Raw genomic sequence first — 23,875 nt, 5'->3', positions numbered from 1 at the left:
GATCAGCGGCGATGGTTCCGCAAGTTCTGGGGGTTTTCCGTGTTTAAGGTTCTCAGCAAAACTCTTCACAGCAAGGCCCGGCCGTGAGCCCGGGAATGGAAGCGGTCACTGCCTTCAGCGGCTCCATGCCGGGGCAGATCCTGTTGGCCCTCGGGCAGACCATCGTGGTGGTCTGTGTCTGCTTCGACATGGTCCGCGAGTTGTCCGTCCCGAGGTCGCACCGGCGCTTCGTGGCCAGCACTGTCTTCCGGACCCTGGCCATCCCGTCGGTCATGGCCAACGCGCTGACGGTCTTCATCGCGCTGGTGGTGTCGTCCTGGGTGGACGTGGTGATGGGCATGTTCGTGCTGGTGGCCATCGTTTTCCGCTTCCACTACAACAAGGACGAGGACAACTGGTGGAAGGGCAAGGGAAAGAAGCTCGCCCGCTGGGCCCGCCGCCAGTTCGCCGGCCGGTCATCCACTGCCCCGGCCATGGGCTAGCAATCCCGGGACCGGGGCAGTTTCCGGCCAGAAACCCTAACCGTTGATGACCTGGGGGACGCCGAGGGCCTTGAGGCCTTCGACGCCGAACTCCACCCCGTAGCCGGACTGTTTCGCGCCGCCGAACGGGATGCGGGGGTCCACGGCGCCGTGCCGGTTGATCCACACGGTGCCGGCCTGGATGCGGGCTGCGACGTCGCGGGCGGCCTTCAGGTCCGCGGACCAGACGGAGGCGCCCAGTCCGACGTCAAGCCCGTTCGCCATCTCCACCGCTTCGTCGATGGTGCTGTAGCGGATGATCGGCAGGGCCGGGCCGAACTGTTCCTCGGCCACCAGCGGGTTGTCGTTGTCGATGTCCGCCACCAGGGTAGTGGGGTAGAAGTAGCCGGGCCGGCTGGTGTCCGGGTTGCCGCCGAGCAGGATGCGTGCTCCGGAAGCCTTTGCCGCCTCCACGAGGTTGGCGACGACGTCGTACTGGGCTTTGTTCTGCAGCGGTCCCAGGACGTTGTTCTCGTCCAGGCCGTTGCCCATGGGCATCTGCTTGGCGACCGCCACGAGCTCGTCACAAACGGAGTCGTAAATGTCGTCGTGGACGTAGAGGCGCTTGAGCGCGGCGCAGGTCTGGCCGGTGTTCAGGAACGCGCCCCAGAAGATGTCCTGGGCGATGGCCTTGGGGTCGGCATCGGGCAGGACGATGCCGGCGTCGTTGCCGCCCAGTTCCAGGGTGAGCCGCTTGACGGTGTCCGCGGAGGACTTGATGATGGCGCGGCCGCCGGCGGTGGAGCCGGTGAACATGATCTTGCCGATCGCCGGGTGGTCGGTGAGGCGGGCGCCTACTTCGCGGCCGCAGGAAACGGCCGAGAGGATGCCGTCGGGGAGCTCTTCGTTGATGACCTTCACCAGGGCCAGCACGGACAGCGGAGTGTTGCCGGAGGGCTTGACCACCACGGCGTTGCCCATCCGCAGGGCCGGGGCGAGCTGCCAGACGGCGATCATCATGGGCCAGTTCCAGGGACCGATGGCGCCGACGACGCCGATGGGCCGGTAGTGCAGTTCGGCGCGGGTTTCGCCGTCGTCCACGATGGTTTCCGGTTCCAGCGGCAGGCCGGCGGTGGCGCGGAGCCACGCGACGCAGGCGCCGACTTCGAAGCGGGCGTTAGGGCCGTTGAGGGGTTTGCCCTGCTCGCGGGAGAGCACCTGGGCGAGTTCCTCGGCGGAGCGTTCGACGGCGTCGGCTGCTTTGAGGAGCGCGGCGGACCGGGCGTCGTGGCCCAGGGCAGCCCACGCGGGCTGGGCGGCGGCGGCGGCGGACACGGCACTTTCCAGGTAGTCGAGTTCGTGGATGGGGGCTTCGCCCACAGCTTCGCCGGTGGCCGGGTCAAAGATGGTCCGGCCGGAGCCGGCGGCGGGGGCAACGGACGCGAGAAGCGCATCATAGGTTTCCAAGGGATACTCCACTTCGAGTAGGCAAGGACGCCAGCCGGTCGGCGTAGCGGGTTACTCACAGTGTGGTTGGCAACCCGGTCGAGTCTCTTGTCTTTGTGCGCAGAGCGCTTGTTCGGTAGCGAACGCAATGTCACGCCAAGCACGCTTTTGCGCACCGGACGGTGTCGGGACCCCGTGTTTCCGGGGTCCGGACGCCGAAGGTGGGCTTGAAGGGTGCCGTGCGTGACGCCGTCGTACCCGGCGGTTATCCGGCGTAGGGGTCTGCGATGCCGATGTATTGGGTGGTGGTGTATTCGGCGATGCCTTCGGAGCCGCCTTCGCGGCCGAGGCCGGATTGTTTGACGCCGCCGAAGGGTGCTGCGGCGTTGGAGATGACGCCGGCGTTGAACCCGACCATGCCGAATTCGATCTGCTCCGCCACACGAAGGAGGCGGTTGAAGTCGCGGCTGTAGAGGTAGGACGCCAGCCCGTACTCACTGGCGTTGGCGAGTGTGATGGCTTCTTCGTCAGTGGTGAAGGTGGTGATGGGGGCGACGGGTCCGAAGATTTCCTGGCCCAGGATCGCAGCGTCGTTGGGGACGTTGGCCAGGACGGTGGGCTGGTAGAAGTAGCCGGGCCCGTCCACGGGGGCGCCGCCGGTGACGGCCACGGCTCCGGCGGCGACTGCCGCTGACACCAGGGCGTGGACGTCGTCACGGGCGCCGCCGTCGATGAGCGGGCCAACCTTCGTCTCCGGGTGGGTGCCGCGGCCGGTGGTCAGGGCGCCCATGGCGGCGGCGAACTTGCGGGTGAATTCCTGGGCGACGGTTTCGTGGACGAGGAAGCGGTTGGCTGCGGTGCAGGCTTCGCCCATGTTCCGCATCTTCGCCGCCATGGCCCCTTCCACGGCGGCGTCGAGGTCTGCGTCCTCGAAGACGATGAAGGGGGCGTTGCCGCCGAGTTCCATGGAGGTCCGCAGCACGTTCTTCGCCGCGTCGGCCATGAGCCGTTTCCCGACCGGGGTGGAGCCGGTGAAGGAGACCTTCCGGAGGCGGGAGTCCTTCAGCAGCGGCCCGGAAACCCCTGAGGCGGAGGAGGAGGCGACGACGTTGAGGACCCCGGGCGGGAGGCCGGCGTCGAGCATGGTCTGGGCGAAGTACTGGGCCGTGAGCGGTGTGAGCTTGGCGGGTTTGAGGACCATGGTGCAGCCGGCGGCCACTGCCGGGGCGACTTTGCGGGTGGCCATGGCCAGGGGGAAGTTCCAGGGGGTGATGAGCAGGCAGGGGCCGACGGGTTTGTGCTGGACCAGGATCTTGTTCTTGCCTTCGGGGGTGGTGAGGTAGCGGCCGTAGTCCCGGACGGCTTCCTCGGCGAACCAGCGCAGGAACTCCGCCCCGTAGGTGACTTCGCCGCGGGCTTCTGCCAGGGGTTTGCCCATTTCCAGGGTCATCAGCAGGGCGAAGTGTTCGGCGCGTTCGGTGACGAGGTCAAAGGCGCGGCGGAGGATGTCTGCGCGTACCCGGGGTGCGGTGCGCGCCCAGGAGGCCTGGACGGCGTCGGCCGCGTCCAGAGCGGCCACCGCGTCGTCGCTGGTGGCGGAGGCGAGGGTGGCGAGGACCTCGCCGGTGGCGGGGTCGTTCACATCGAACGTGCCGCCGTCGGACGCCTCGCGCCACTGACCGTTGATGAGCAGGCCGGTAGGGACGGAAGCCAGGAGCGAGGCTTCATGCTCCGGCGAGAAGGCAGGGGAGATCGCAGAAAGTGTCATCAGAAGTCCTTTGGAAGGGAAAGTCAGTAACTGGCGGGGGTGCCGCCGTCGGCAGGTTTGATGTACTTGGCGGCGAGGGCTTCGGAGCCGCGGGCGAGGAGGGCGACGTCGGCCCCAACCAGGATGAAGTCGGCACCGTTCGCGAGGTAGTGCGTGGCGGTGTCCGGGTTGAAGGCGTTCACCCCGGCGGGCTTTCCGGCCGCCCTCGCGGCGGACAGGCAGTGGTCGACGGCGGCACGCACCTCCGGGTGTTCCTGCTGTCCCAGCAGGCCCATGGAGGCGGCGAGGTCTGATGGGCCGATGAACACCGCGTCGACGCCGTCGACCTTGAGGATGTCCTCGACAGCCTCGACGGCGGCGGTGGATTCGATCTGGACGGTGACGCTGATGGTCTCGTTGGCGCGGGCCAGGTAGTCGGGGACCCGGTTCCAGCGGGCGGCGCGGGCCAGGGCGGACCCCACCCCGCGGACTCCCTGCGGCGGGTAGCGGGTGGCCGCCACCGCGGCTTCCGCCTCTGCCACCGAGTTGACCATGGGGACCAGCAGGTTCTGCACGCCAAGGTCCAGGTACTGCTTGATCATTACGGTGTCGTTCACGGGCGGCCGGACCAGGGTGTGGACCGGGTAGCCGTTGACGGCCTGGAGCTGGGCCAGGATGGATTCGAGCCCGTTGGGGCTGTGCTCGGCATCCACCAGGAGCCAGTCCAGGCCGGACCCGGCGCACAGTTCCGCGACCAGCGGGCTGCCGGAACACACCCACATACCTGCCAGCGGGCGGTCCGCCTGGGCCAACGCGGACCGGAAGGTGTCCTCTACTCGAAACGGCATGTCACGCTCCCCAGGGGTCCGTAGTCGGCGTGGACGGTATCGCCCTTGTAGACCCACATGGGCCGGGTAAAGGACCCGGCCAGGATGATGTCCCCGGCCTTCAGGGCGTCGCCGTGGGCGGCGATCTTGTTGGCCAGCCAGTGGACCCCATTGGCGGGATGGTCCAGGACGCCGGCCGCCACGCCGGTTTCCTCCACGGTCTGGTTCTTGTACAGGATGGCGGAGACCCAACGAAGGTCCACAGTGTCCGGCTTCACCGGGTTGCCGCCGATCACCATGGCACCCATCGCGGCGTTGTCCGAGATGGTGTCCACGATGGTCCGGCCCTCCATCTCAATCCGGGAATCCAGGATCTCGAGGGCCGGAACCACGTAGTCGGTGGCCTTCAGGACATCGAAAATGGTCACGCCCGGGCCTTTGAGTCCATCCTTTAATACGAACGCCAGCTCCACCTCCACCCGCGGATGGGTGTACTTGTCCCACTCCACGGAGCAGCCGGTCTCCAGCACCATGTCATCGAATATGGCGCCGTAGTCAGGTTCGGTGATGCCGGTGGCGGCCTGCATCGCCTTGGACGTGAGGCCGATCTTGCGCCCCACCAGCGTCCGGCCGGCGTCCTCGTTGCGGCGGCGCCACAGCTGCTGCACGGCGTAGGAGTCCTCCACCGTCATCTCCGGATAGCGGGCCGTCAGGCGGGGAACAGGGGTGCGGGTCCGGCCGGCTTCCACCAGCTCGTCCGCGATGGCCTCAATCGTCTTTGGCTCCAGCATGGTCAGACCTGGACTCCCAGCTTGAAGCCCTCAGCGGCTTCGCCTTCGGGCTTGCGGGTGTAGGAGAAGCCGTCGGCGCCCACGGTCACGGCCATCTCGGACTTTTCCTCGCGGACGATGACCGGCTGGGGGTTGCCGTCCAGGTCCAGGACCAGGGAGGCTTCGGTGTACCAGGACGGGACCACGGGGTTGCCCCACCAGTCGCGGCGCTGGTTGTCGTGGACGTCCCAGGTGATGGTGGGGTTGTCCGGGTCGCCGGTGTAGTAGTCCTGGGTGTAGATCTCGATGCGGTGGCCGTCCGGGTCCAGGATGTAGAGGTAGAAGGCGTTGGAGACGCCGTGCCGGCCGGGGCCGCGTTCGATCCGGTCGCTGATGCGCAGGGCGCCCATCTTGTCGCAGATCTGGATGATGTTGTGCTTCTCGTGCGTGGCGAAGGCGACGTGGTGCATGCGCGGGCCGTTGCCGCCGGTGAGGGCGGTGTCGTGCACGGTCTGCTTGCGGTGCATCCACGCGGCGTACGTGACGCCGTCGGAATCCTTGATGTCCTCGGAGACGCGGAAGCCCAGGTCCTCCAGGTATTTGCGGCCGCGGGGAACGTCCGGGGTGACCTGGTTGAAGTGGTCCAGGCGGACCAGTTCGCCGGCTGAGTAGAGGTCGTAGCGCTGGGTGAGCCGCTCCACGTGCTCCACCTCGTAGAAGAACTCGTAGGGGAAGCCCAGCGGGTCCTCCACACGGACGGAGTCGCCCACGCCCTTCGTGAAGCCGTCCTTGCGGCGCTCCACCCGGCAGCCGAGCTCCTTGTAGTAGGCCTCCGCGGCGTCCACCTCGGCGGGGGACTTCACGCGGTAGGCGAAGGCCGCGACGGCGGCGACCGGGCCCTTGCGCAGCACCAGGTTGTGGTGGATGAACTCCTCCAGGGAGCGCAGGTAGATGTTGTTTTCGTCCTCTTCGGTGACATGCAGGCCCAGGACGTCCACGTAGAACTCGCGGGACCTGGCGAGGTCCGTGACCACGATTTCCATGTAGGCGCAGCGGACGATGTCCGGAGCCGGGACGGTGGGGGTGGGGACGAAGTTGGTCATTGGAGTCTCTCTTCTTTGAAAGGGGGCGTGGAAAGTACGACGGCGGCCGGCTGGCTTAGGCGCCGAATTTGGGGGTGTGGACGGTGCCGAGGGTGATGTGCACGGCTTGCTGGTCGGTGTAGAAGTCGATGGAGCGGTAGCCGCCTTCATGGCCCAGGCCCGAGGCCTTGACGCCGCCAAACGGCGTGCGCAGGTCGCGGACGTTGTGGCTGTTCAGCCACACCATGCCGGCCTCGACGTTCTGCGAGAAGTTGTGGGCGCGGGTCAGGTTCTGGGTCCAGATGTAGGCAGCCAGGCCGTACTTGGTGTTGTTCGCCAGGGCGAGGGCTTCGTCGTCGTTCTCGAACGGGGTGATGGCAACCACCGGGCCGAAGATTTCCTCCTGGAAGATCCGCGCGTCCGGGGCGACGTCGGCGAACACCGTGGGCGCGATGTAGTTGCCCTCGGGCAGGTGGCCGGGGCGGCCGCCGCCGGCGAGGAGCCGGCCTTCGGACTTGCCGATCTCCACGTAGGAGGCCACCTTTTCGTAGTGCTCCGGGTGGACCAGGGCGCCCACCTGGGTCTTGGGATCGTGCGGATCGCCCACCACGATGTTCTTGGCCCGGGCGGCGTACTTTTCACAGAATTCGTCGTAGATGGCGCGTTCCACGAGGATGCGCGAGCCGGCGGTGCAGCGCTCGCCGTTGAGGGAGAAGACGCCGAAGAGGGCGGAGTCAATGGCGGCGTCCAGGTCGGCGTCGGCGAAGACGACGCAGGGGGACTTGCCGCCGAGCTCCATGGAGAGGCCCTTGAGGTTGGTGGCGGCGTTCCGGAAGATCGTCTGGCCGGTGGTGGTCTCCCCGGTGAAGGAGATCAGCGGGACGTCCGGGTGCTTGACCAGGGCGTCCCCTGCTTCCTCGCCCAGGCCGTTGACCAGGTTGAAGACGCCGTCGGGCAGGCCGGCGTCCTTGAAGATGGTGGCCCACAGGGAGGCGGAGAGCGGGGTGAACTCGGCCGGCTTCAGGACCACGGTGTTGCCGGTGGCCAGGGCCGGGGCCAGCTTCCAGGATTCGAGCATGAACGGGGTGTTCCACGGGGTGATCAGGCCGGCCACGCCGATCGGCTTCCGGTTCACATAGTTGATCTGGGAGCCGGGGACCTTCATGGCGTCGTCGAATTGGGCCACGATGAGGTCCGCGAAAAAGCGGAAGTTCTCGGCGGCGCGGAGGGCCTGGCCCTTGGCCTGGGTAATCGGCAGGCCGGTATCGAAGGTTTCGAGTTCCGCGAGGCGGGCTTCCTGGGCTTCGACGGCGTCGGCGATCCTGTTCAGGACTCGGGCACGCTCGCGCGGCTTCATCTTCGGCCAGGGACCGTTCACGAACGCTTCGCGGGCTGCGGCGACGGCGAGGTCGATGTCTTCTTTCTGGCCGGCGGCGGCGGTGGCGTAGTTCCGGTTGGAGACCGGGTCCAGGACGTCGAAGGTCTTGCCGCCCACGGAGTCAACGAACTGGCCGTTGATGTAGTGCTGGATGTGAGTGGGCAGGTCCTCAGGGACGTGGTGCTTGGCGGTTTCTACTGAGGTCGTCATCGTTGAAGTCCTTACTGGTGCTTGGCTTGGGCGAGATATGCGTCAAGGGTGGCGGCCCGGTGCTGGCGGGCGGCTTTTTCGATCTGCTCCGCGTCGGCTCCGGTTTCAATGAGCTTCAGCAGGTTTTCGTGCTCGTCCACGGAGTCGCGGGCGCGGCCCGGGACGAAACGGAACGTGGAGGACCGGAGTGCGGCGAGCCTGTTCCAGCCGCGGTGCACCAGGTCCAGGATGTGCGGGTTGGGGCAGTGCTCGAACAGGACGCTGTGGAAGTCCTGGTTGAGCTGCGTGAACCGGACCGGGTCGAAGTGGTCCAGGCATGCGCGCATCTCCTCGTTCACGGCGCGGGCCCGGGCCACGGCCGCGGGATCGATCAGCGGCGCGGACAGCGCGGTGGCTGCGCCTTCCACGATGCTGAGGGTCTGCATGGTGTAGAGGTACTCGGTGGGGTCGATGCCGGCGACGGTGGCGCCCACGTTGCGTTCGAAGGTCACCAGGCCTTCGGCTTCGAGCCGGCGGATGGCTTCGCGGACGGGGACCACGCTGAACCCGAGGTCCTTGGCGATGGAGCCGAGGACAAGCCGGTAGCCGGGGGTGTAGGTGCCTTCGACGATCCGGGCCTTGACGGCCTGGTAGGCCTGCTCGGACTTGCTGCCGGCGACCATGGTGGCCTCAGTCATTGTGGTTTCCTGCTTCCCACTCCTGGTAACGGGCCTGCCATTCGGAGTTCATGGGGTAGAGGCCGTCAACGCTGTTGCCCTGCTTGACCATCTCGAAGATGAAGGTTTCTTCCCTCTCCTGCTGGATGCAGTCCGCCACCAGTTCTTCGGCGATGGCCGGCGGGATCACCAGGATGCCGTCGGAATCGGCCACGATGATGTCGCCGGGCTGGACGGTGGCGCCGCCGCAGGCGATGGTGATGTCGGTGTCCCACGGGATGTGGCGGCGGCCCAGCACCGCGGGATGCGGGTTGGCGAAGTAGGTGGGCATCTCCAGGCCAGCCACGGCGGAGTAGTCGCGGACGCCCCCGTCGGTGATGATGGCCGCGGCGCCGCGGACCTGGGCCCGGAGGGCCAGGATGTCGCCCACGGTGCCGGTTCCTTTTTCACCGCGGGCTTCCATCACCAGGATTTCGCCCTCGTTGACGGAGTCGATGGCCTTCTTCTGGGCGTTGAAGCCGCCGCCGTGCGTTTTGAACAGGTCCTCGCGGTTGGGAACGTAACGGAGGGTGCGGGCCACGCCCACCACCCGGCGGTCCGGGCGGGTGGCCTGCAGCCCGTCGATGCTGACGTTGTTCAGGCCGCGCTTGCGCATCTGGGAGGACAGGGTGGCGGTGGCGACGGACTCGAGCTTGGCTTTCAGTTCCGGGGTGAGGACGGGTTCGACGGCGGCGAGGCCCGCTGCTTCACGGGACCCGTAGGCTTCCTCCCGCTGCAGGTCATCGACCTTGGGTTGGGCACCAAAGTCCGCGAACGCAGTCGTTCCCTGCTCCACGGTGGTGGCCAGGCGTCCGGTGGTGAGGCTGCCATCAAGCGTGCCCACCTCAACTTCCAGGACGTCGCCGGGTGCGGCAACGGAGGCGCCGGCCGGGGTGCCGGTGAGGATGATGTCGCCCTCCTCGAGGGTGAGGAGCTGGGAGAGGTCCGCGATGAGCCGGGCGAACGGGAAGAGCAGGTCTTCGGTGGTGTCGTCCTGGACCAGGTCCCCGTTGTGCCAGGTGCGGATGCGCAGTTTGGAAGGGTCGACGGCGTCTGCCGGGATCAGTGCCGGGCCCACCGGGGTGAACCCGTCGCCGCCCTTGGACCGGAGGTTGGAGCCCTTGTCCGCGTAGCGGAGGTCGTAGACGCCGAGATCGTTGCTGGCGGTGACGGCTGCGACGTGGCTCCAGGCGTCCTCGATCGAAACGCGGCGGGCGGCCTTGCCGATCACCAGGGCGATCTCGCCCTCGTAGCCCAGCAGTTCGCAGCCGGCGGGCCGCTCCACAGGGCTTCCGCCCAGTGCCAGCGAGCTGGAAGGCTTGAGGAAATAGGACGGCTGGGCCGGGGTGCGGCCCCGCTGTGCCGCCCGGCTGGGGTAGTTGATGTGCACTGCGACCACCTTGCGTGCTGCCGCCAGGGTGTCGCCGTTGACCTGCTCCAAAGCCATCTCCTCATCAGGTACGAAATCGTATACGATCACTATTACCCATCCCGAGCTAGCCGTCAACCCCCGGTTTTCCGGGCTTTTGGCGGCTGGACCGACGGTACTTGTCGCCCGGATCACATCGAGCGTACAGTTGAAACCAAGTTTCTATTTTTCGATTATCGAACCTTGTGTTCTCATATGGAACACTACCCCAGCGATTGCCATCCACAACGAAGTGAGGAAAGCCCGTGCAGTTCCACCACCACGGATACGTATCCGGTGACCCGCGAGTCCAGCCGGCGGCCGGCGTCGGCCTTAACCGCCCCGAGGAACTTCCCGACGAAGTGGACGTCCTCATTGTGGGTACCGGACCTGCCGGCATGCTCGCCGCGGCCCAGCTGTCCATGTTCCCCAGCGTGACCACCCGCATCATCGAACGCCGTCCCGGCAGGCTCGCCATCGGGCAGGCTGACGGCATCCAGGCGCGCAGCGTGGAGACGTTCCAGGCCTTCGGCTTCGCGGAGCGGATCATCGCCGAGGCGTACCGCATCACTGAAATGGCCTTCTGGAAGCCGGATCCCGCCAACCATGCGAACATCATCCGGACCGCCCGGGCCGTGGATGACGAGATGGGCATCAGTGAGTTCCCGCACCTGATCGTCAACCAGGCCCGCGTGCTCGACTACTTCGCCGAGTACATGGCCAACGCTCCCACCCGGATGAAGCCTGACTACGGCTATGACTTCCAGGGACTGACGGTGACCGGTGAAGGCGATTACCCGGTGACGGTGACGCTCCGGCACACATCAGGCCCGAATGAAGGCCAGGACCGTGTTGTCCGCGCGAAGTACGTCGTGGGAGCGGACGGTGCGCGCAGCAAGGTGCGCCAGGCCATCGGCTGCACGCTCGCCGGTGACCAGGCGAACCATGCCTGGGGCGTCATGGACGTGCTTGCCGTCACCGACTTCCCGGACATCAGGACCAAGTGCGCCATCCAGGGTGCCGAAGGCAGCATCCTGCTGATCCCGCGCGAAGGCGGCCACCTGTTCCGCATGTACGTGGACCTGGGCGAAGTGGACCCCGCCAGCCAGCACTCGGTCCGTGAGACCACCATCGAGCAGATCATCGCCAAGGCCAATGCGATCCTCCACCCCTACACGCTGGACGTCCGGAACGTGGCATGGCACAGCGTGTACGAGGTGGGCCACCGGCTTACGGACAGGTTCGACGACGTCCTGCCAGCCGAGCGCGGCACGCGCACCCCGCGGGTGTTCATCACCGGCGATGCCTGCCACACCCACAGCGCCAAAGCCGGCCAGGGCATGAACGTGTCCATGCAGGACGGCTTCAACATCGCCTGGAAGCTGGGCCACGTGCTCGAAGGCCGCAGCCCCGAGAGCCTGCTCACCACGTATTCCGAGGAACGGCAGGTGGTGGCCAAGAACCTCATCGACTTCGACAAGGAATGGTCCACCATGATGGCCAAGAAGCCGGAGGAGTTCGAGCACCCCTCCGACCTTGAGGACTTCTACGTGCAGACCGCCGAATTCCCGGCCGGCTTCATGACGCAGTACACGCCGTCCCTGATCGTTGGCACCCCTGACCATCAGGACCTGGCCACCGGGTTCCCGGTGGGCAAGCGCTTCAAGTCGGCCCCCGTGGTCCGGGTGGGGGACACCAACCCCCTCCACCTGGGCCACCACGCCACCGCTGACGGCCGCTGGCGGATCTACGTCTTCGCCGATCCCGCCCTGCCGGGCACCAGCTCGGCAACGGACAGGCTGGCGGACTGGTTCGCGAAATCGCCGGAGTCCCCGCTGGCCGCGACGCCCACCGGTGCCGACCCTGACGCGTGGTTCGACCTGAAGGTCATCTACCAGCAGCCGCACACCGCCGTCGACATCAATGCCGTGCCCGCAGTGTTCAAGCCGCTGGTGGGGCCCTTCAAGCTGACCGACTACGAGAAGGTGTATGCCACCGATCCCAAGGCCGACATCTTCGACCTTCGCGGCGTGGACCGTTCCGGAGCTGTGGTGGTGGTCCGTCCGGACCAGTACGTGGCCAACGTGCTGCCGTTGACGGCAACCACGGAACTCGGCGCGTTCTTCGCGCCCGTGTTGAAGGCCGCCCCCGCGGCGCCGCGTCAGGCGGTGGCGGCTGCGGCCCGGTAGTCGGCCGCGGCGTACACGCCGAGGATCCGTACCTCGGTGGTGAAGAAGTCCAGTTCCTCGAGGGCCAGCTTCAGCGGCAGGTCCTCGGGGTGGCCTTCGACGTCGGCCATGAACATGGTGGCGGCGAACTCGTTGCCCACCATGTAGCTTTCCAGCCGGGTCATGTTCACGCCGTTGGTGGCGAAGCCGCCGAGTGCCTTGTACAGGGCGGACGGGACGTTGCGGACGCGGAACACGAAGCTGGTGACGGCCGGACCGGGAAGTTCGTCCTTGGCCGGAAGCGCCTTTTCGCGGGCCAGGACCACGAAGCGGGTGGTGTTGGAGGGGTCGTCCTCCACCCGGGAGGCCAGGACCTCAAGTCCGTAGATCTGGGCTGCCAGCGGCGGCGCGAGCGAGAGTTTGCGGGGATCGTTCCACTCCGCCACTTCCCGGGCGGACCCGGCGGTGTCGCCGGCGATGACGGGCTTGAGGCCATGGTCGCGGATCAGCTTCCGGCACTGGCCCAGGGCGTGGATGTGGCTGTGCACCTCGGTGGCGCCTTCGATGGTGCTGCCAGGGATGCCCAGCAGGTCGAAGTGGATGGGCAGGAAGTACTCGCCCACGATCTGCAGGCTGGACTGCGGCAGCAGGATGTGGATATCCGCCACCCGCCCGGCGATCGAGTTCTCGATGGGGATCATGGCGAGCTCCGCCTCGCCGCTTGCCACCAGCTCAAAGGCATCCTCGAAGCTGGCGCACGGCACGCTCTCCATGTCCGGGAACATTTGCTGACACGCGATGTTGGAGTTGGCGCCGGGCTCACCCTGGTACGCAATCTTGGAGGCCATGATCCGTATGGTTTCACGCCCCGGCGCCAGCTCCCAATTACTGCGGCGTAACGCGCAGCCAGAGGTACTGCCGGGGCAGGAGGGTGACGCCGTCATCCAACTGCAGGGTTGCTTCGGAGAGAAGGTCGACGGCGGCAGGGGAGAACCCGCTGAACGTTTCCGCCGGGAGGGTCTGGGCTGAGTCGCTGAAGTTGGCCAGGACCAGGATGATGGGGCCGCCCTCCGTCGCGCCCGGCCGCTGGTAGCCGAGCACTGCGCGGTTGTTGGTGCCGAAATCGATCAGCGTGGTCCCCGCCAGCCCGGGGGTGCTGGTCCGGACCTCGATCATCCGCTTCAGCCCGGCGTACACCGCGCCTTCCGGTGTGGCCGGGTCCAGGCGGCGGGCGTACTGCTCCGCGGGGAAATGCGGCCGGTGCACCCACCGGCTGTCCTCCTCGTGGCCAGGTTCCGAGGCGTAGGCGTAGTCGTTGACCTGCCCCACCTCGTCGCCCAGGTACAGCAGCGGGACGCCGCCGGTGCTGAAGGGCACCGAATGGGCCAGGAGGATCCGTTCCACCGCCTCGGCCGGGTCAACCTCCATCCCGCACAGGGACGCCGTCGTGCCTGAAATCCTGCAGTCGCCGGTCTTGGGGTTGTCCTGGAAGGGGACGCCGCGGGCAAAACTGCCGGGAAACCGGTTGACGTAGAAGGAGTTCAGGAAGCGCCGGTGGTCGAAGCCGTTGATGCCCAGTTCGGCCGCGTCCTCGTCCGCGAAGGTCCAGCCGATGTCGTCATGGCTGCGGACGTAGTTCACCCACGCGGTGCCGGCCGGGATGTTGTGCCGCCGGTGCAGTGCCTGGGCAAGGAGCGACACATCCCGCGTCGCCAGGGATTCCCAGATGAGCGCCATCTGCAGCGGGTTGTAGGAAAGCTGGCATTCCTTGCGGTCGATGTAGAGCGCCACCTCGTCCGGGTGCACGATCGCCTCGGACTTGAACAGCAGCGACGGCGCCGCCAGCCGGCACACCGCGTTGAACGCCCGGAGCAGCGTGTGCGCCTGCGGGAGGTTCTCGCAGGGGGTGCCCAGCTGCTTCCAGATGAATGCCACCGCATCCATCCGCAGGATGTCCACGCCCTGGTTGGCGAGGAACAGCATCTCGGCAGCCATGGCCCGGAAGACCTCCGGGTTGGAGTAGTTCAGGTCCCATTGGTAGGTGTGGAACGTGGCCCAGACCCAGCGGCCATCATCCATCCGGATAAAGGATCCTGGGTGGTTTTCCGGGAAGATCTCGCGCACGTTCGCTTCGAAGGCGTCCGGCATGGTCCGGTCCGGGAAGATCCAGTAGTAGCCGCTGTATTCCGGATCGCCCGCGGCCGCCTTGCGGGCCCACTCGTGCTCGTCCGACGTGTGGTTGAAGATGAAGTCCACCACCAGGCTGATGCCGTTGTCCCTCAGTTCCGCTGCCAGGGAGCGCAGCTGCTCCATGGTGCCCAGCTTCGGGTTCACCTCACGGTAGCTGGAGACCGCATACCCGCCATCCGAGTGTGGTTCCGGCGCCAGGAAGAGCGGCATGAGGTGCAGGTACGTGAGGCCAAGCTCCCTGAAGTAAGGGATGCGCTTCCGGACCCCTTCCAGGCTTTCGGCATAGCGGTCCACGTAGCAGACGCCGCCCAGCATCCGGTTGGACTGGAACCAGTCCGGGTTTTCCTCCCGCCCGGCGTCCAGGACCTTCAGCTCCGCCGGCCGTTCCTGCCAGGACCGGGCGCTCTGCACCACCAGCGCAGCGAGCTGGTCCAGCCAGTCCGTCCGGCCACCGTAAAGGGAATGGAAAAGGCTGCGGAGCGTGGGAAAGTGCCCATTGAAGCGGCGGTCGAAATCAGGGTCGGGGCGCAGCCCCCTGCTGCTCTCCGCCGCCAGCACCGCCAGGACATGCCGCCGGGCTTCTTCGTCCTCGTTGACCAATCCCTGCATGTCCGCCTGTCCCTCCCGAACTTCCCGCCGGAACATTCGGCGGCGCTTGTACGGAAGTATTCCACGTCACATGCGGGCGGCGCCTGTTGGCGCGGGCTGCCTAAAGCACGTTGCGGATGGCCTGCTCGAAACTGGTGACATGCTCCAGGGCGAGCTTGCCGGCCCGGTCCGCGTCGCCGTCGGCCACTGCCTCCAGCAGTTCAACGTGCTCGGCAATGTGGGACGCGACGGACGGTACTTTTTCCAGCACCATGCACCAGATGCGCGTGGCCAGGTTGTCGTAGCGGATCAGGACGTCCTCGAGGTGCGCATTGGCGGCGGCCCGGTAGATCAGCCGGTGGACCTTGATGTCGTACCGCATGAGGTCGTAGGCATCGTCGTCATCGCCCATGGTGGAAATCGCTGCCGCGGTTTCCCGGATTTCCCTCCGCAGTGCCGGCGTTGCCAGCTTGGCGGCGCGGCGGGCGGCCAGAGGTTCCAAGGACTCGCGCAGCTCTGAGACGTCTGCCAGTTCGGTGATGTCGACGATGGTGGCAAACGTTCCGCGGCGGGGATAGGACACCACCAGGTGGTCACTTTCCAGCCGCTTGAGGGCTTCCCGGACCGGCGTGCGGCCGATCCCCAGTTCGGCGGCCAGCTTGCCGTCGTTGATCGCCTCGCCCGGCCTGATGTCCAGCATGATGAGCCGGTCCCGGAGGTGCCGGTAGGCCTGTTCGGAGAGTGAGAGGTCCCCGTCGCCGGCCAGGTGGTTCTCTAATGTGACGCTCATTTCGAGCCTTCCCAGGAGTGCTATTGACGTCCAAGTGATCTGGAACATACTATTACGACAGTTCTAATATATCAGTTACAGATCAGTTACAGGTCAGTAACTCCGAAGGGCTCAGAAGGAGAACAATGCAGGACGTACTGAACGCCTCGCTCGCCACGGTCGACGCCGACGTCGCCGCCGCTGTGGCACAGGAACTGCACCGCCAGCAGTCCACCCTGGAAATGATTGCGTCGGAGAACTTTGCTCCGACCGCCGTGATGGAAGCCCAGGGCTCGGTGCTCACCAACAAGTACGCCGAGGGATACCCGGGCAAGCGCTACTACGGCGGCTGCGAGCACGTGGACGTCATCGAACAGCTCGCCATTGACCGCGTGAAGGCACTGTTCGGTGCCGAGTTCGCCAACGTGCAGCCGCACTCCGGCGCCCAGGCCAACGCCGCCGCCATGTTCGCCCTGCTGAACCCGGGCGACACCATCCTGGGCCTCTCCCTGGCCCACGGCGGACACCTCACCCACGGCATGAAGATCAACTTCTCCGGCAAGCTCTACAACGTGGTTCCCTACCACGTCCGCGAGGAAGACCTCCGGATCGATATGGCCGAGGTGGAAGCGCTGGCCCTGGAACACAAGCCCAAGCTGATCGTTGCCGGCTGGTCCGCGTACTCCCGCCAGCTGGACTTCGCCGAGTTCCGCCGCATCGCGGACCTCGTGGGCGCCTACCTGATGGTGGACATGGCCCACTTCGCCGGCCTGGTAGCCGCCGGGCTGCACCCCAACCCCGTCCCGTACGCGGATGTGGTCACCACCACCACCCACAAGACCCTGGGCGGCCCCCGCGGCGGCGTCATCCTGGCCAAGGAAGAGTACGCCAAGAAGATCAACTCCGCCGTCTTCCCGGGCCAGCAGGGTGGCCCGCTGGAGCACGTTGTCGCCGCCAAGGCCGTGGCCTTCAAGCTCGCAGCAGCCCCCGAATTCAAGGAACGGCAGGAGCGCGTACTGGAAGGCGCCAGGCTGCTGGCCGACCGCCTCCTCCAGGAAGACGTCGCAGCCGCGGGCATTTCGGTTGTCAACGGCGGCACCGACGTCCACCTGGTCCTGGTGGACCTCCGCAACTCCGAACTGGATGGCCAGCAGGGTGAGGACGCGCTCCACCAGATCGGCATCACGGTCAACCGCAACGCCGTCCCCTTCGACCCCCGCCCGCCGATGGTTTCCTCCGGCCTCCGGATCGGCACCCCCGCCCTGGCCGCCCGCGGCTTCGGGGCCGCCGAGTTCACCGAGGTTGCGGACATCATCGCCACGGCTCTGATCGCCTCCGCCGGCACGGGCACCCTCCCGGGGGACACCGCCGTCGGACTCCGCGCACGCGTGACCGCCCTGGCCGAAAAGTTCCCCCTCTACCCGCACCTCTCCGCCGACGCCAACCTGGCCGGCATCGAGGCAGACCTGATTGGAGCCGCACAGTGAGCGCCCCGCACCTTCCTGAGCACCCGGACTTCCTCTGGCGGAACCCGGAACCCAAGTCCTCCTACGACGCCGTGATCGTCGGCGGCGGCGGCCACGGCCTGGCCACCGCCTACTTCCTGGCCAAGAACCACGGCATGACCAACATCGCCGTCCTGGAAAAGGGCTGGCTGGCCGGTGGCAACATGGCGCGGAACACCACCATCATCCGCTCCAACTACCTCTGGGACGAGAGCGCCGCCATCTACGAGCACGCCCTCAAGCTCTGGGAAATCCTGCCCGAGGAACTCGAGTACGACTTCCTGTTCAGCCAGCGCGGCGTGATGAACCTGGCCCACACCCTGGGCGACGTGCGGGAAAGCATCCGCCGCGTCGGCGCCAACAAGCTCAACGGCGTGGACGCGGAATGGCTGGACCCGCAGCAGGTCAAGGAACTCTGCCCCATCCTGAACATCCGCGACAACATCCGGTACCCCGTCATGGGCGCCACCTACCAGCCCCGCGCCGGCATCGCCAAGCACGACCACGTGGCCTGGGCCTTCGCCCGCAAGTGCGACGAAATGGGCGTGGACATCATCCAGAACTGCGAGGTGACCGGCTTCCTGAAGGACGGCAACCGCGTCGTGGGCGTCAAGACCAACCGCGGCACCATCAACACCGAAAAGGTGGGCCTGGCCGCCGCCGGCCACAGCTCCGTCCTGGCCGAAATGGCCGGATTCCAGCTCCCCATCCAGTCCCACCCCCTGCAGGCACTGGTCTCGGAACTGCACGAGCCCGTCCACCCCACGGTGGTCATGTCCAACCACGTGCACGTCTATGTCTCCCAGGCGCACAAGGGCGAACTGGTCATGGGCGCCGGCGTGGACTCCTACAACGGCTACGGCCAGCGCGGCTCGTTCCACGTGATCGAGCAGCAAATGGCGGCCGCCGTCGAGCTCTTCCCCATCTTCGCCCGGGCCCACGTGCTCCGGACCTGGGGCGGGATCGTCGATACCACCCTGGACGCCTCACCGATCGTGGGCCTGACCCCCGTGGAGAACATGTTCGTGAACTGCGGCTGGGGTACCGGCGGGTTCAAGGGAACCCCTGCCGCGGGCATGACCTTCGCCCACACCATTGCCACCGGCGCCCCGCACCAGCTGAACAAGCCGTTCTCGCTGGAACGCTTCGAAACCGGCGCCCTCATCGACGAACACGGCGCTGCCGCCGTGGCCCACTAGCCGCCGCCACCAGAAAAGGACTAACGCACATGCTGCTGATCCCATGCCCCAACTGCGGCCCGCGGGACGAAACCGAATTCCACTACGGGGGACAGGCTCACGTTCCGTACCCCGAGAACCCCAACGAGCTGAGCGACACGGAGTGGTCCCGCTACCTCTTCTACCGGGAGAACCCCAAAGGCATCTTCGCCGAGCGCTGGGTCCACAGCACCGGCTGCCGCCAGTGGTTCAACATGCTCCGCGACACCGTGAGCTATGACATCAAGGCTGTCTACCCGATGGGGGCGAAGCGGCCCGACCGCTCCCCGGACGGCGCACCCGAAACCGGGGCCGCCAGCACCGGCCCTGACAGCACCACCACGGGAAGTGCGGCACCCAGCACCTCCGCCACGAGCATCCTCAGCACCACCGCCCCGGAAGGAGCGACCAAGTGACCTCCCAGAACGCCCGCCTGGCTACCGGCGGCCGCATCGACCGCACCATCTCCTGGCGCTTCACCGTGGACGGCGAGGAGTTCACCGGCCACCCCGGTGACACCCTTGCCTCCGCGCTGCTGGCCAACGGCCGCATCGCCGCCGGCAACTCCCTCTACGAGGACCGCCCCCGAGGCATCATGTCCGCCGGGGTGGAAGAGGCCAACGCCCTGGTCCGCGTGGAAGCCCGCTTCCCCGGCCACGTTGCCGAATCCATGCTTCCCGCCACCACTGTCTCCCTGGTGGACGGACTCCAGGCCACCCTGCTCAACGGGTTGGGCAAGCTGGACCCGGAGGACGACCGCGCCGAATACGACAAGAAGTACGTCCACACCGACGTCCTGGTGATCGGCGGCGGCCCCGCCGGACTCGCCGCAGCCCGCGAGGCTGTCCGCACCGGCGCCAGGGTCATGCTCCTCGACGACCAGCCCGAACTCGGCGGCTCCCTGCTCTCCGGCTCCACCGCCGAGGGCCTGGCCGAGACCATCGAAGGCAAGCCGGCCCTTGAATGGGTGGCCGACGTCGAAGCCGAACTGGTTTCCGGCGCCGAATCCACGGTCCTGAACCGCACTACCGCGTTCGGCGCCTACGACGCCAACTACGTCATCGCCGTCCAGAACCGCACCGACCACCTCAGCAGCCCCGCAGCTGCAGGTGTGTCCCGCCAGCGTATTTGGCACATCCGTGCCAGCCAGGTGGTGGTCGCCCCGGGCGCCCACGAACGTCCGCTGGTGTTCGAGAACAACGACCGCCCCGGCATCATGCTCGCCTCCGCCGTGCGCAGCTACCTGAACCGTTACGGCGTGGCCGCCGGCAAGCGCGTGGTCATCAGCACCACCAATGACAGCGCCTACGCCACCGCCGCCGACCTCGCCGCCGCAGGCGTCAAGGTCGCCGCCGTGGTGGACGCCCGCCCGGCCCTCACTGCGGTGGCCAGCGCCGCCGTCGAATCCGGAATCCGGGTGCTCATCGGCAGCGCGGTGGCCAACACCTCCGCCGGCGCCGACGGCCGCCTGGACGGCGTGACCGTCCGCAGCATCAACGACGACGGCGAGCTCACCTCCGGCGTTGAGCAGATCGCAGCGGACCTGCTGGCTGTGTCCGGCGGCTGGAGCCCGCTGGTCCACCTGCACTCCCAGCGCCAGGGCAAGCTGCGCTGGGACGAAGAGCTGGCAGCCTTCGTGCCCAGCACCGAGGTCCCCGCCCAGCAGACCATTGGTGCCGGCCGCGGCTCCTTCGCCACCGAAGACTGCGTTGCGGAGGGCATCTCCGCCGGCGCCAAGGCGGCCATCGCCGCCGGCTTCGAATCCGCCGTCGAGCCGTCCGTGTCCGGCGACCCGAAGGCCTCCGCCCCCACCCGCCAGCTGTGGCTGGTGCCGGGCGAGAGCGGCACTCCGGATGACTGGCACCACCACTTCGTGGACTTCCAGCGCGACCAGTCCGTGGCGGACGTCCTTCGCTCCACGGGCGCGGGCATGCGTTCGGTGGAACACATCAAGCGGTACACCTCCATCAGCACCGCCAACGACCAGGGCAAGACCTCCGGCGTCAACGCCATTGGCGTCATCGCCGCGGCGCTCCGCACTGCCGGCGAGGCCTCCCGCGGCATCGGCGACATCGGCACCACCACCTACCGCGCGCCCTTCACCCCGGTGGCCTTCGCCGCACTGGCCGGACGCCAGCGCGGGGAACTGTTCGACCCCGCCCGCGTCACGTCGATCCACCCCTGGCACGTGGCCAAGGGCGCGCTGTTCGAAGACGTCGGACAGTGGAAGCGGCCCTGGTACTACCCGCAGGCCGGGGAAGACATGGATGCTGCCGTGCTGCGCGAATGCGCCGCCGTCCGCGAATCCGTGGGCTTCATGGACGCCACCACCCTGGGCAAGATCGAAATCCGCGGCAAGGACGCGGGGGAGTTCCTGAACCGGATGTACACCAACGCGTTCAAGAAGCTCGCCCCGGGTTCGGCACGGTACGGCGTCATGTGCACCCCGGACGGCATGATTTTCGACGACGGCGTGACCCTCCGCGTCGACGACGAGACCTACTTCATGACCACCACCACCGGCGGTGCCGCCAAGGTACTGGACTGGCTGGAGGAATGGCTGCAGACCGAGTGGCCGGAGCTGGACGTGCAGTGCACCTCCGTGACGGAACAGTGGAGCACCATCGCCGTCGTCGGGCCCAAATCCCGTGAGGTCATCGCCCGCGTGGCCCCTGAATTGGCTGCCAACGGCGGCCTGGACGCGGAAGCCTTCCCGTTCATGACCTTCCGCGAAACCACCCTCGCCTCCGGCGTGCGGGCCCGGATCTGCCGGATCTCGTTCTCCGGTGAACTCGCCTACGAGATCAACGTCCCCGCCTGGTACGGGCTGAACACGTGGGAATCCGTTGCTGCTGCCGGGGCGGAGTTCAACATCACCCCCTACGGCACCGAAACCATGCACGTGCTGCGCGCCGAGAAGGGCTACCCGATCGTCGGGCAGGACACCGACGGCACCGTCACTCCGCAGGATGCCGGCATGGAATGGATCGTCTCCAAGGCGAAGGACTTCATCGGCAAGCGTTCCTACACCCGGTCGGACGCCCAGCGTGAGGACCGCAAGCACCTGGTCAGCGTCCTCCCCGTGGATGGCACGCTGCGGCTGCCCGAAGGCACCCAGCTCGTGGAGAAGGGACGTTCGACCAACCCTGCCTACGGTCCCGTGCCGATGGAAGGGTTCGTCACCTCCAGCTACCACAGCGCAGCGCTGGGCCGGTCGTTCGGCCTGGCCCTGATCAAGAACGGACGCAACCGCATCGGCGAAACGCTGGTGGCAGCCGCCGGCGACCAGCTGGTGGACGTGGTTGTCGCAGAAACAGTGCTTTTTGACTCTGAAGGGACCCGTAAAGATGGCTGAAACAGCAGCATCCCCGACCTCCGCCAAGACCAACGCCGAGAAGAACCTCGCCGCCCGCGTCAGCCCGGCGCGTCAGCTGGCGGAAGAATTCGCGGCTGGCTCCCTGACAGGAACCGTTGAAATCTCCGAGGTGCCCTTCCTGACCATGGTGGGCCTCCGGGCACTCGCAGGATCCGCCGCGGCGGAGCGCCTGGCCGGTGTGACCGGCGGCCTCCCCGCCGGCTCCGGTGCCGTAACCGGCAGCGGCGACGTGTCCGTCCTGTGGCTCGGCCCCGCCGAGTTCCTGGTGGTTGCACCCACCGAGGCGCACGAATCCCTGGGCGGGGACCTCATCCCCGCGCTCCGGGACGCGCTGGGCGGCGACGCGGGCCAGGTGGTGGACCTGTCCGCCAACCGGACCACGTTCGAACTGACGGGCCCCCGGGCCCGTGCCGTCCTGGAAAAGGGCTGCTCGCTGGACCTCCACCCGCGGGTCTTCAAGGCCGGGACCGCCTTCTCCACGGAAATCGCGAACATCCCCGCCATCCTGTGGAAGACCGGTGACGAGTCCTTCCGGATCTTCCCCCGCGCTTCGTTCGCCGAGTTCCTGGGCCGGTGGCTGCTGGACGCCATGCGGGAGTACGCCTCGCCAGAGGTCCCCTGATGGCGCTCAGCGTCCTTGACCTCTTTTCCGTTGGCATCGGGCCCTCGTCGTCACACACGGTGGGCCCGATGCGGGCGGCCAAGCTGTTCGCGGATGGACTGAAGGGTGACGGCCAGCTGGCTGCCACCGCCCGCGTCCAGACCGAACTGTTCGGGTCGCTCGGCGCCACCGGCCGCGGCCACGGCTCGGACAAGGCAGTGGTCCTGGGGCTGAAAGGCCTGGACCCGGAAACCGTGGACACCTTCACCGCCGACGACCAGGTGGCAGCCGCCGCGCTGGACGCCGAACTGCACATCGCCGGGGTGCACCGGGTGGACTTCAACTGGGAAGAGGACGTGGTGCTCCACCGGCGAAAGTCCCTTCCCGCGCACCCCAACGGCATGACCTTCCGGGCCCTGGACCACACGGGCGCCGTGCTGAGCGAGCGGAGCTTCTACTCGATCGGCGGCGGATTCGTGGTGGACGGCGACGCCGAGGGTGCGGACAAGGTGGTGCCGGATGACACCGTGCTGCCGTACCCGTTCTCCACGGCGGATGAACTGCTGCAGATCTGCAGCCGTGAAGGCATGTCCATCTCCGAGGTCATGCTGGCCAACGAACTGACCTGGCGCAGCGAAGCGGAGCTCCGCGAACAGCTGCTGTGGCTGTGGGCTGTCATGCGTGAATGCGTGGAGAACGGCTGCAACGCCGAAGGCATCCTGCCCGGAGGCCTGAACGTCACCCGGCGGGCCCCCGCCCTGTTCCGCACCCTGACGGCCTCGGCCGCCTCCGCCGAAGCCGCGGCAGCGTCGCCGTCGCCCGTCCAGGCACCCGCGGATCCGCTGCTGGCGATGGAATGGGTGAACCTCTTCGCGCTGGCCGTGAACGAGGAGAACGCGGCCGGCGGCCGGATCGTCACCGCCCCCACCAACGGGGCCGCGGGCATTGTGCCGGCAGTCCTGCACTACTACGTGAAGTTTGTTCCAGGGGCCGACGACGATGGTGTGGTCCGCTTCCTGCTGGCGGCGGCCGCCGTCGGAATCCTGTTCAAACTGAACGCTTCCATCTCCGGCGCCGAAGTGGGCTGCCAGGGGGAGGTGGGCTCCGCCTGCTCGATGGCCGCGGCCGGGCTCTGCGAGGTGCTCGGCGGAACGCCGGCACAGGTGGAAAACGCCGCCGAGGTGGGCATCGAGCACAACCTGGGCCTGACCTGCGACCCCGTGGGCGGCCTGGTGCAGATCCCGTGCATTGAGCGGAATGCGATCGCCAGCGTGAAGGCGATCAACGCGGCCCGGCTGGCCCTGCACGGGGACGGCAGCCACAAGGTCTCGCTGGACAAGGCGATCAAGACCATGCGCGATACCGGAGCCGACATGAAAACCAAGTACAAGGAAACCTCCCGAGGAGGCCTCGCCGTGAATGTGATCGAGTGCTGAG

Annotated in this window: 19 protein-coding genes; 8 read left to right on the top strand and 11 right to left on the bottom strand. The window is 67.2% G+C overall.

Translation table 11 applies throughout. The features are described 5' to 3' along the window. Positions 1 to 95: 95 nt before the first annotated feature. Positions 96 to 482 carry a hypothetical protein gene (locus tag NIBR502770_RS16330; RefSeq protein ID WP_141161447.1) on the top strand — a complete coding sequence of 129 codons (387 nt, stop codon included), beginning with the start codon at positions 96 to 98 and terminating at the stop codon, positions 480 to 482. A 36-nt stretch (positions 483 to 518) separates the two neighbouring features. On the opposite strand, the gene NIBR502770_RS16325 is transcribed toward NIBR502770_RS16330, so the two are convergent. The 8 genes from NIBR502770_RS16325 to NIBR502770_RS16290 all read right to left on the bottom strand — a co-directional run bounded on the left by NIBR502770_RS16325 (position 519) and on the right by NIBR502770_RS16290 (position 10,063). Continuing rightward, a complete protein-coding gene (locus NIBR502770_RS16325) occupies positions 519 to 1,928 on the bottom strand; it encodes an aldehyde dehydrogenase family protein (protein ID WP_141182644.1) in 1,410 nt (469 codons plus the stop codon). Positions 1,929 to 2,172: 244 nt separating this feature from the next. Then, positions 2,173 to 3,675 carry an NAD-dependent succinate-semialdehyde dehydrogenase gene (locus NIBR502770_RS16320; RefSeq protein ID WP_141182643.1) on the bottom strand — a complete coding sequence of 501 codons (1,503 nt, stop codon included), beginning with the start codon at positions 3,673 to 3,675 and terminating at the stop codon, positions 2,173 to 2,175. 23 nt (positions 3,676 to 3,698) lie between these two features. Further along, on the bottom strand, positions 3,699 to 4,502 hold the full coding sequence (locus NIBR502770_RS16315; RefSeq protein ID WP_210418880.1) for an HpcH/HpaI aldolase/citrate lyase family protein: 804 nt from the start codon (positions 4,500 to 4,502) through the stop codon (positions 3,699 to 3,701). After that, complete coding sequence (hpaH, locus tag NIBR502770_RS16310) at positions 4,487 to 5,272, bottom strand: 2-oxo-hept-4-ene-1,7-dioate hydratase (protein WP_141159101.1); 786 nt, start codon at positions 5,270 to 5,272, stop codon at positions 4,487 to 4,489. Before hpaH ends, NIBR502770_RS16315 begins: the two co-directional genes overlap by 16 nt. Before the next feature lie 2 nt (positions 5,273 to 5,274). After that, a complete protein-coding gene (gene hpaD / locus NIBR502770_RS16305) occupies positions 5,275 to 6,354 on the bottom strand; it encodes a 3,4-dihydroxyphenylacetate 2,3-dioxygenase (protein ID WP_141182642.1) in 1,080 nt (359 codons plus the stop codon). Between the two features lie 55 nt (positions 6,355 to 6,409). Then, complete coding sequence (gene hpaE, locus NIBR502770_RS16300; RefSeq protein WP_141182641.1) at positions 6,410 to 7,921, bottom strand: 5-carboxymethyl-2-hydroxymuconate semialdehyde dehydrogenase; 1,512 nt, start codon at positions 7,919 to 7,921, stop codon at positions 6,410 to 6,412. A gap of 11 nt (positions 7,922 to 7,932) precedes the next feature. Next, positions 7,933 to 8,598, bottom strand: a complete 666-nt coding sequence (locus NIBR502770_RS16295; protein WP_141182640.1) for a GntR family transcriptional regulator — start codon at positions 8,596 to 8,598, stop codon at positions 7,933 to 7,935. Beyond that, positions 8,591 to 10,063: a fumarylacetoacetate hydrolase family protein gene (locus tag NIBR502770_RS16290; protein WP_141183469.1), complete on the bottom strand. Its 1,473-nt coding sequence runs from the start codon at positions 10,061 to 10,063 to the stop codon at positions 8,591 to 8,593. The genes NIBR502770_RS16295 and NIBR502770_RS16290 overlap by 8 nt, the downstream gene beginning before the upstream one ends. A 227-nt stretch (positions 10,064 to 10,290) precedes the next feature. On the opposite strand from NIBR502770_RS16290, the gene NIBR502770_RS16285 reads away from it, so the two are divergent. Continuing rightward, positions 10,291 to 12,213 (top strand): FAD-binding monooxygenase, encoded by a 1,923-nt coding sequence (locus tag NIBR502770_RS16285; RefSeq protein WP_141182639.1) that lies wholly within the window; start codon positions 10,291 to 10,293, stop codon positions 12,211 to 12,213. Here the strand turns inward: NIBR502770_RS16285 and NIBR502770_RS16280 are convergent. The 3 genes from NIBR502770_RS16280 to NIBR502770_RS16270 all read right to left on the bottom strand — a co-directional run bounded on the left by NIBR502770_RS16280 (position 12,186) and on the right by NIBR502770_RS16270 (position 15,760). Beyond that, entirely contained in the window at positions 12,186 to 13,040 is an 855-nt protein-coding gene (locus tag NIBR502770_RS16280; protein ID WP_141159106.1) for a prephenate dehydratase, read from the bottom strand. The two genes, NIBR502770_RS16285 and NIBR502770_RS16280, sit on opposite strands and share 28 nt — an antisense overlap. Positions 13,041 to 13,077: 37 nt before the next feature. Next, positions 13,078 to 14,991 carry an amylosucrase gene (locus NIBR502770_RS16275; RefSeq protein WP_141182638.1) on the bottom strand — a complete coding sequence of 638 codons (1,914 nt, stop codon included), beginning with the start codon at positions 14,989 to 14,991 and terminating at the stop codon, positions 13,078 to 13,080. A gap of 100 nt (positions 14,992 to 15,091) precedes the next feature. Next, positions 15,092 to 15,760, bottom strand: a complete 669-nt coding sequence (locus NIBR502770_RS16270) for a GntR family transcriptional regulator (protein ID WP_141182637.1) — start codon at positions 15,758 to 15,760, stop codon at positions 15,092 to 15,094. 125 nt (positions 15,761 to 15,885) lie between these two features. Between NIBR502770_RS16270 and glyA the strand changes: the two genes are divergently transcribed. From glyA to NIBR502770_RS16240, 6 genes are read left to right on the top strand one after another with little or no spacing between them, the layout of a single operon-like run. Then, on the top strand, positions 15,886 to 17,226 hold the full coding sequence (glyA, locus tag NIBR502770_RS16265) for a serine hydroxymethyltransferase (protein ID WP_141159109.1): 1,341 nt from the start codon (positions 15,886 to 15,888) through the stop codon (positions 17,224 to 17,226). Then, a complete protein-coding gene (locus NIBR502770_RS16260) occupies positions 17,223 to 18,443 on the top strand; it encodes a sarcosine oxidase subunit beta family protein (RefSeq protein WP_141159110.1) in 1,221 nt (406 codons plus the stop codon). The genes glyA and NIBR502770_RS16260 overlap by 4 nt, the downstream gene beginning before the upstream one ends. Positions 18,444 to 18,472: 29 nt before the next feature. Continuing rightward, positions 18,473 to 18,877, top strand: a complete 405-nt coding sequence (locus NIBR502770_RS16255) for a sarcosine oxidase subunit delta (RefSeq protein WP_141182636.1) — start codon at positions 18,473 to 18,475, stop codon at positions 18,875 to 18,877. Further along, positions 18,874 to 21,816 (top strand): 2Fe-2S iron-sulfur cluster-binding protein, encoded by a 2,943-nt coding sequence (locus NIBR502770_RS16250; RefSeq protein ID WP_141182635.1) that lies wholly within the window; start codon positions 18,874 to 18,876, stop codon positions 21,814 to 21,816. The genes NIBR502770_RS16255 and NIBR502770_RS16250 overlap by 4 nt, the downstream gene beginning before the upstream one ends. After that, positions 21,809 to 22,459: a sarcosine oxidase subunit gamma gene (locus NIBR502770_RS16245; RefSeq protein ID WP_141182634.1), complete on the top strand. Its 651-nt coding sequence runs from the start codon at positions 21,809 to 21,811 to the stop codon at positions 22,457 to 22,459. Before NIBR502770_RS16250 ends, NIBR502770_RS16245 begins: the two co-directional genes overlap by 8 nt. Further along, positions 22,459 to 23,874, top strand: a complete 1,416-nt coding sequence (locus tag NIBR502770_RS16240) for an L-serine ammonia-lyase (protein WP_141182633.1) — start codon at positions 22,459 to 22,461, stop codon at positions 23,872 to 23,874. Before NIBR502770_RS16245 ends, NIBR502770_RS16240 begins: the two co-directional genes overlap by 1 nt. The last annotated feature ends 1 nt before the right edge of the window (position 23,875 follow it).

Source organism: Pseudarthrobacter sp. NIBRBAC000502770, from assembly GCF_006517815.1.
In the GTDB taxonomy this organism is placed as follows: Bacteria; Actinomycetota; Actinomycetes; order Actinomycetales; family Micrococcaceae; genus Arthrobacter; species Arthrobacter niigatensis.
This window is presented reverse-complemented; position numbering and strand designations above follow the sequence as displayed.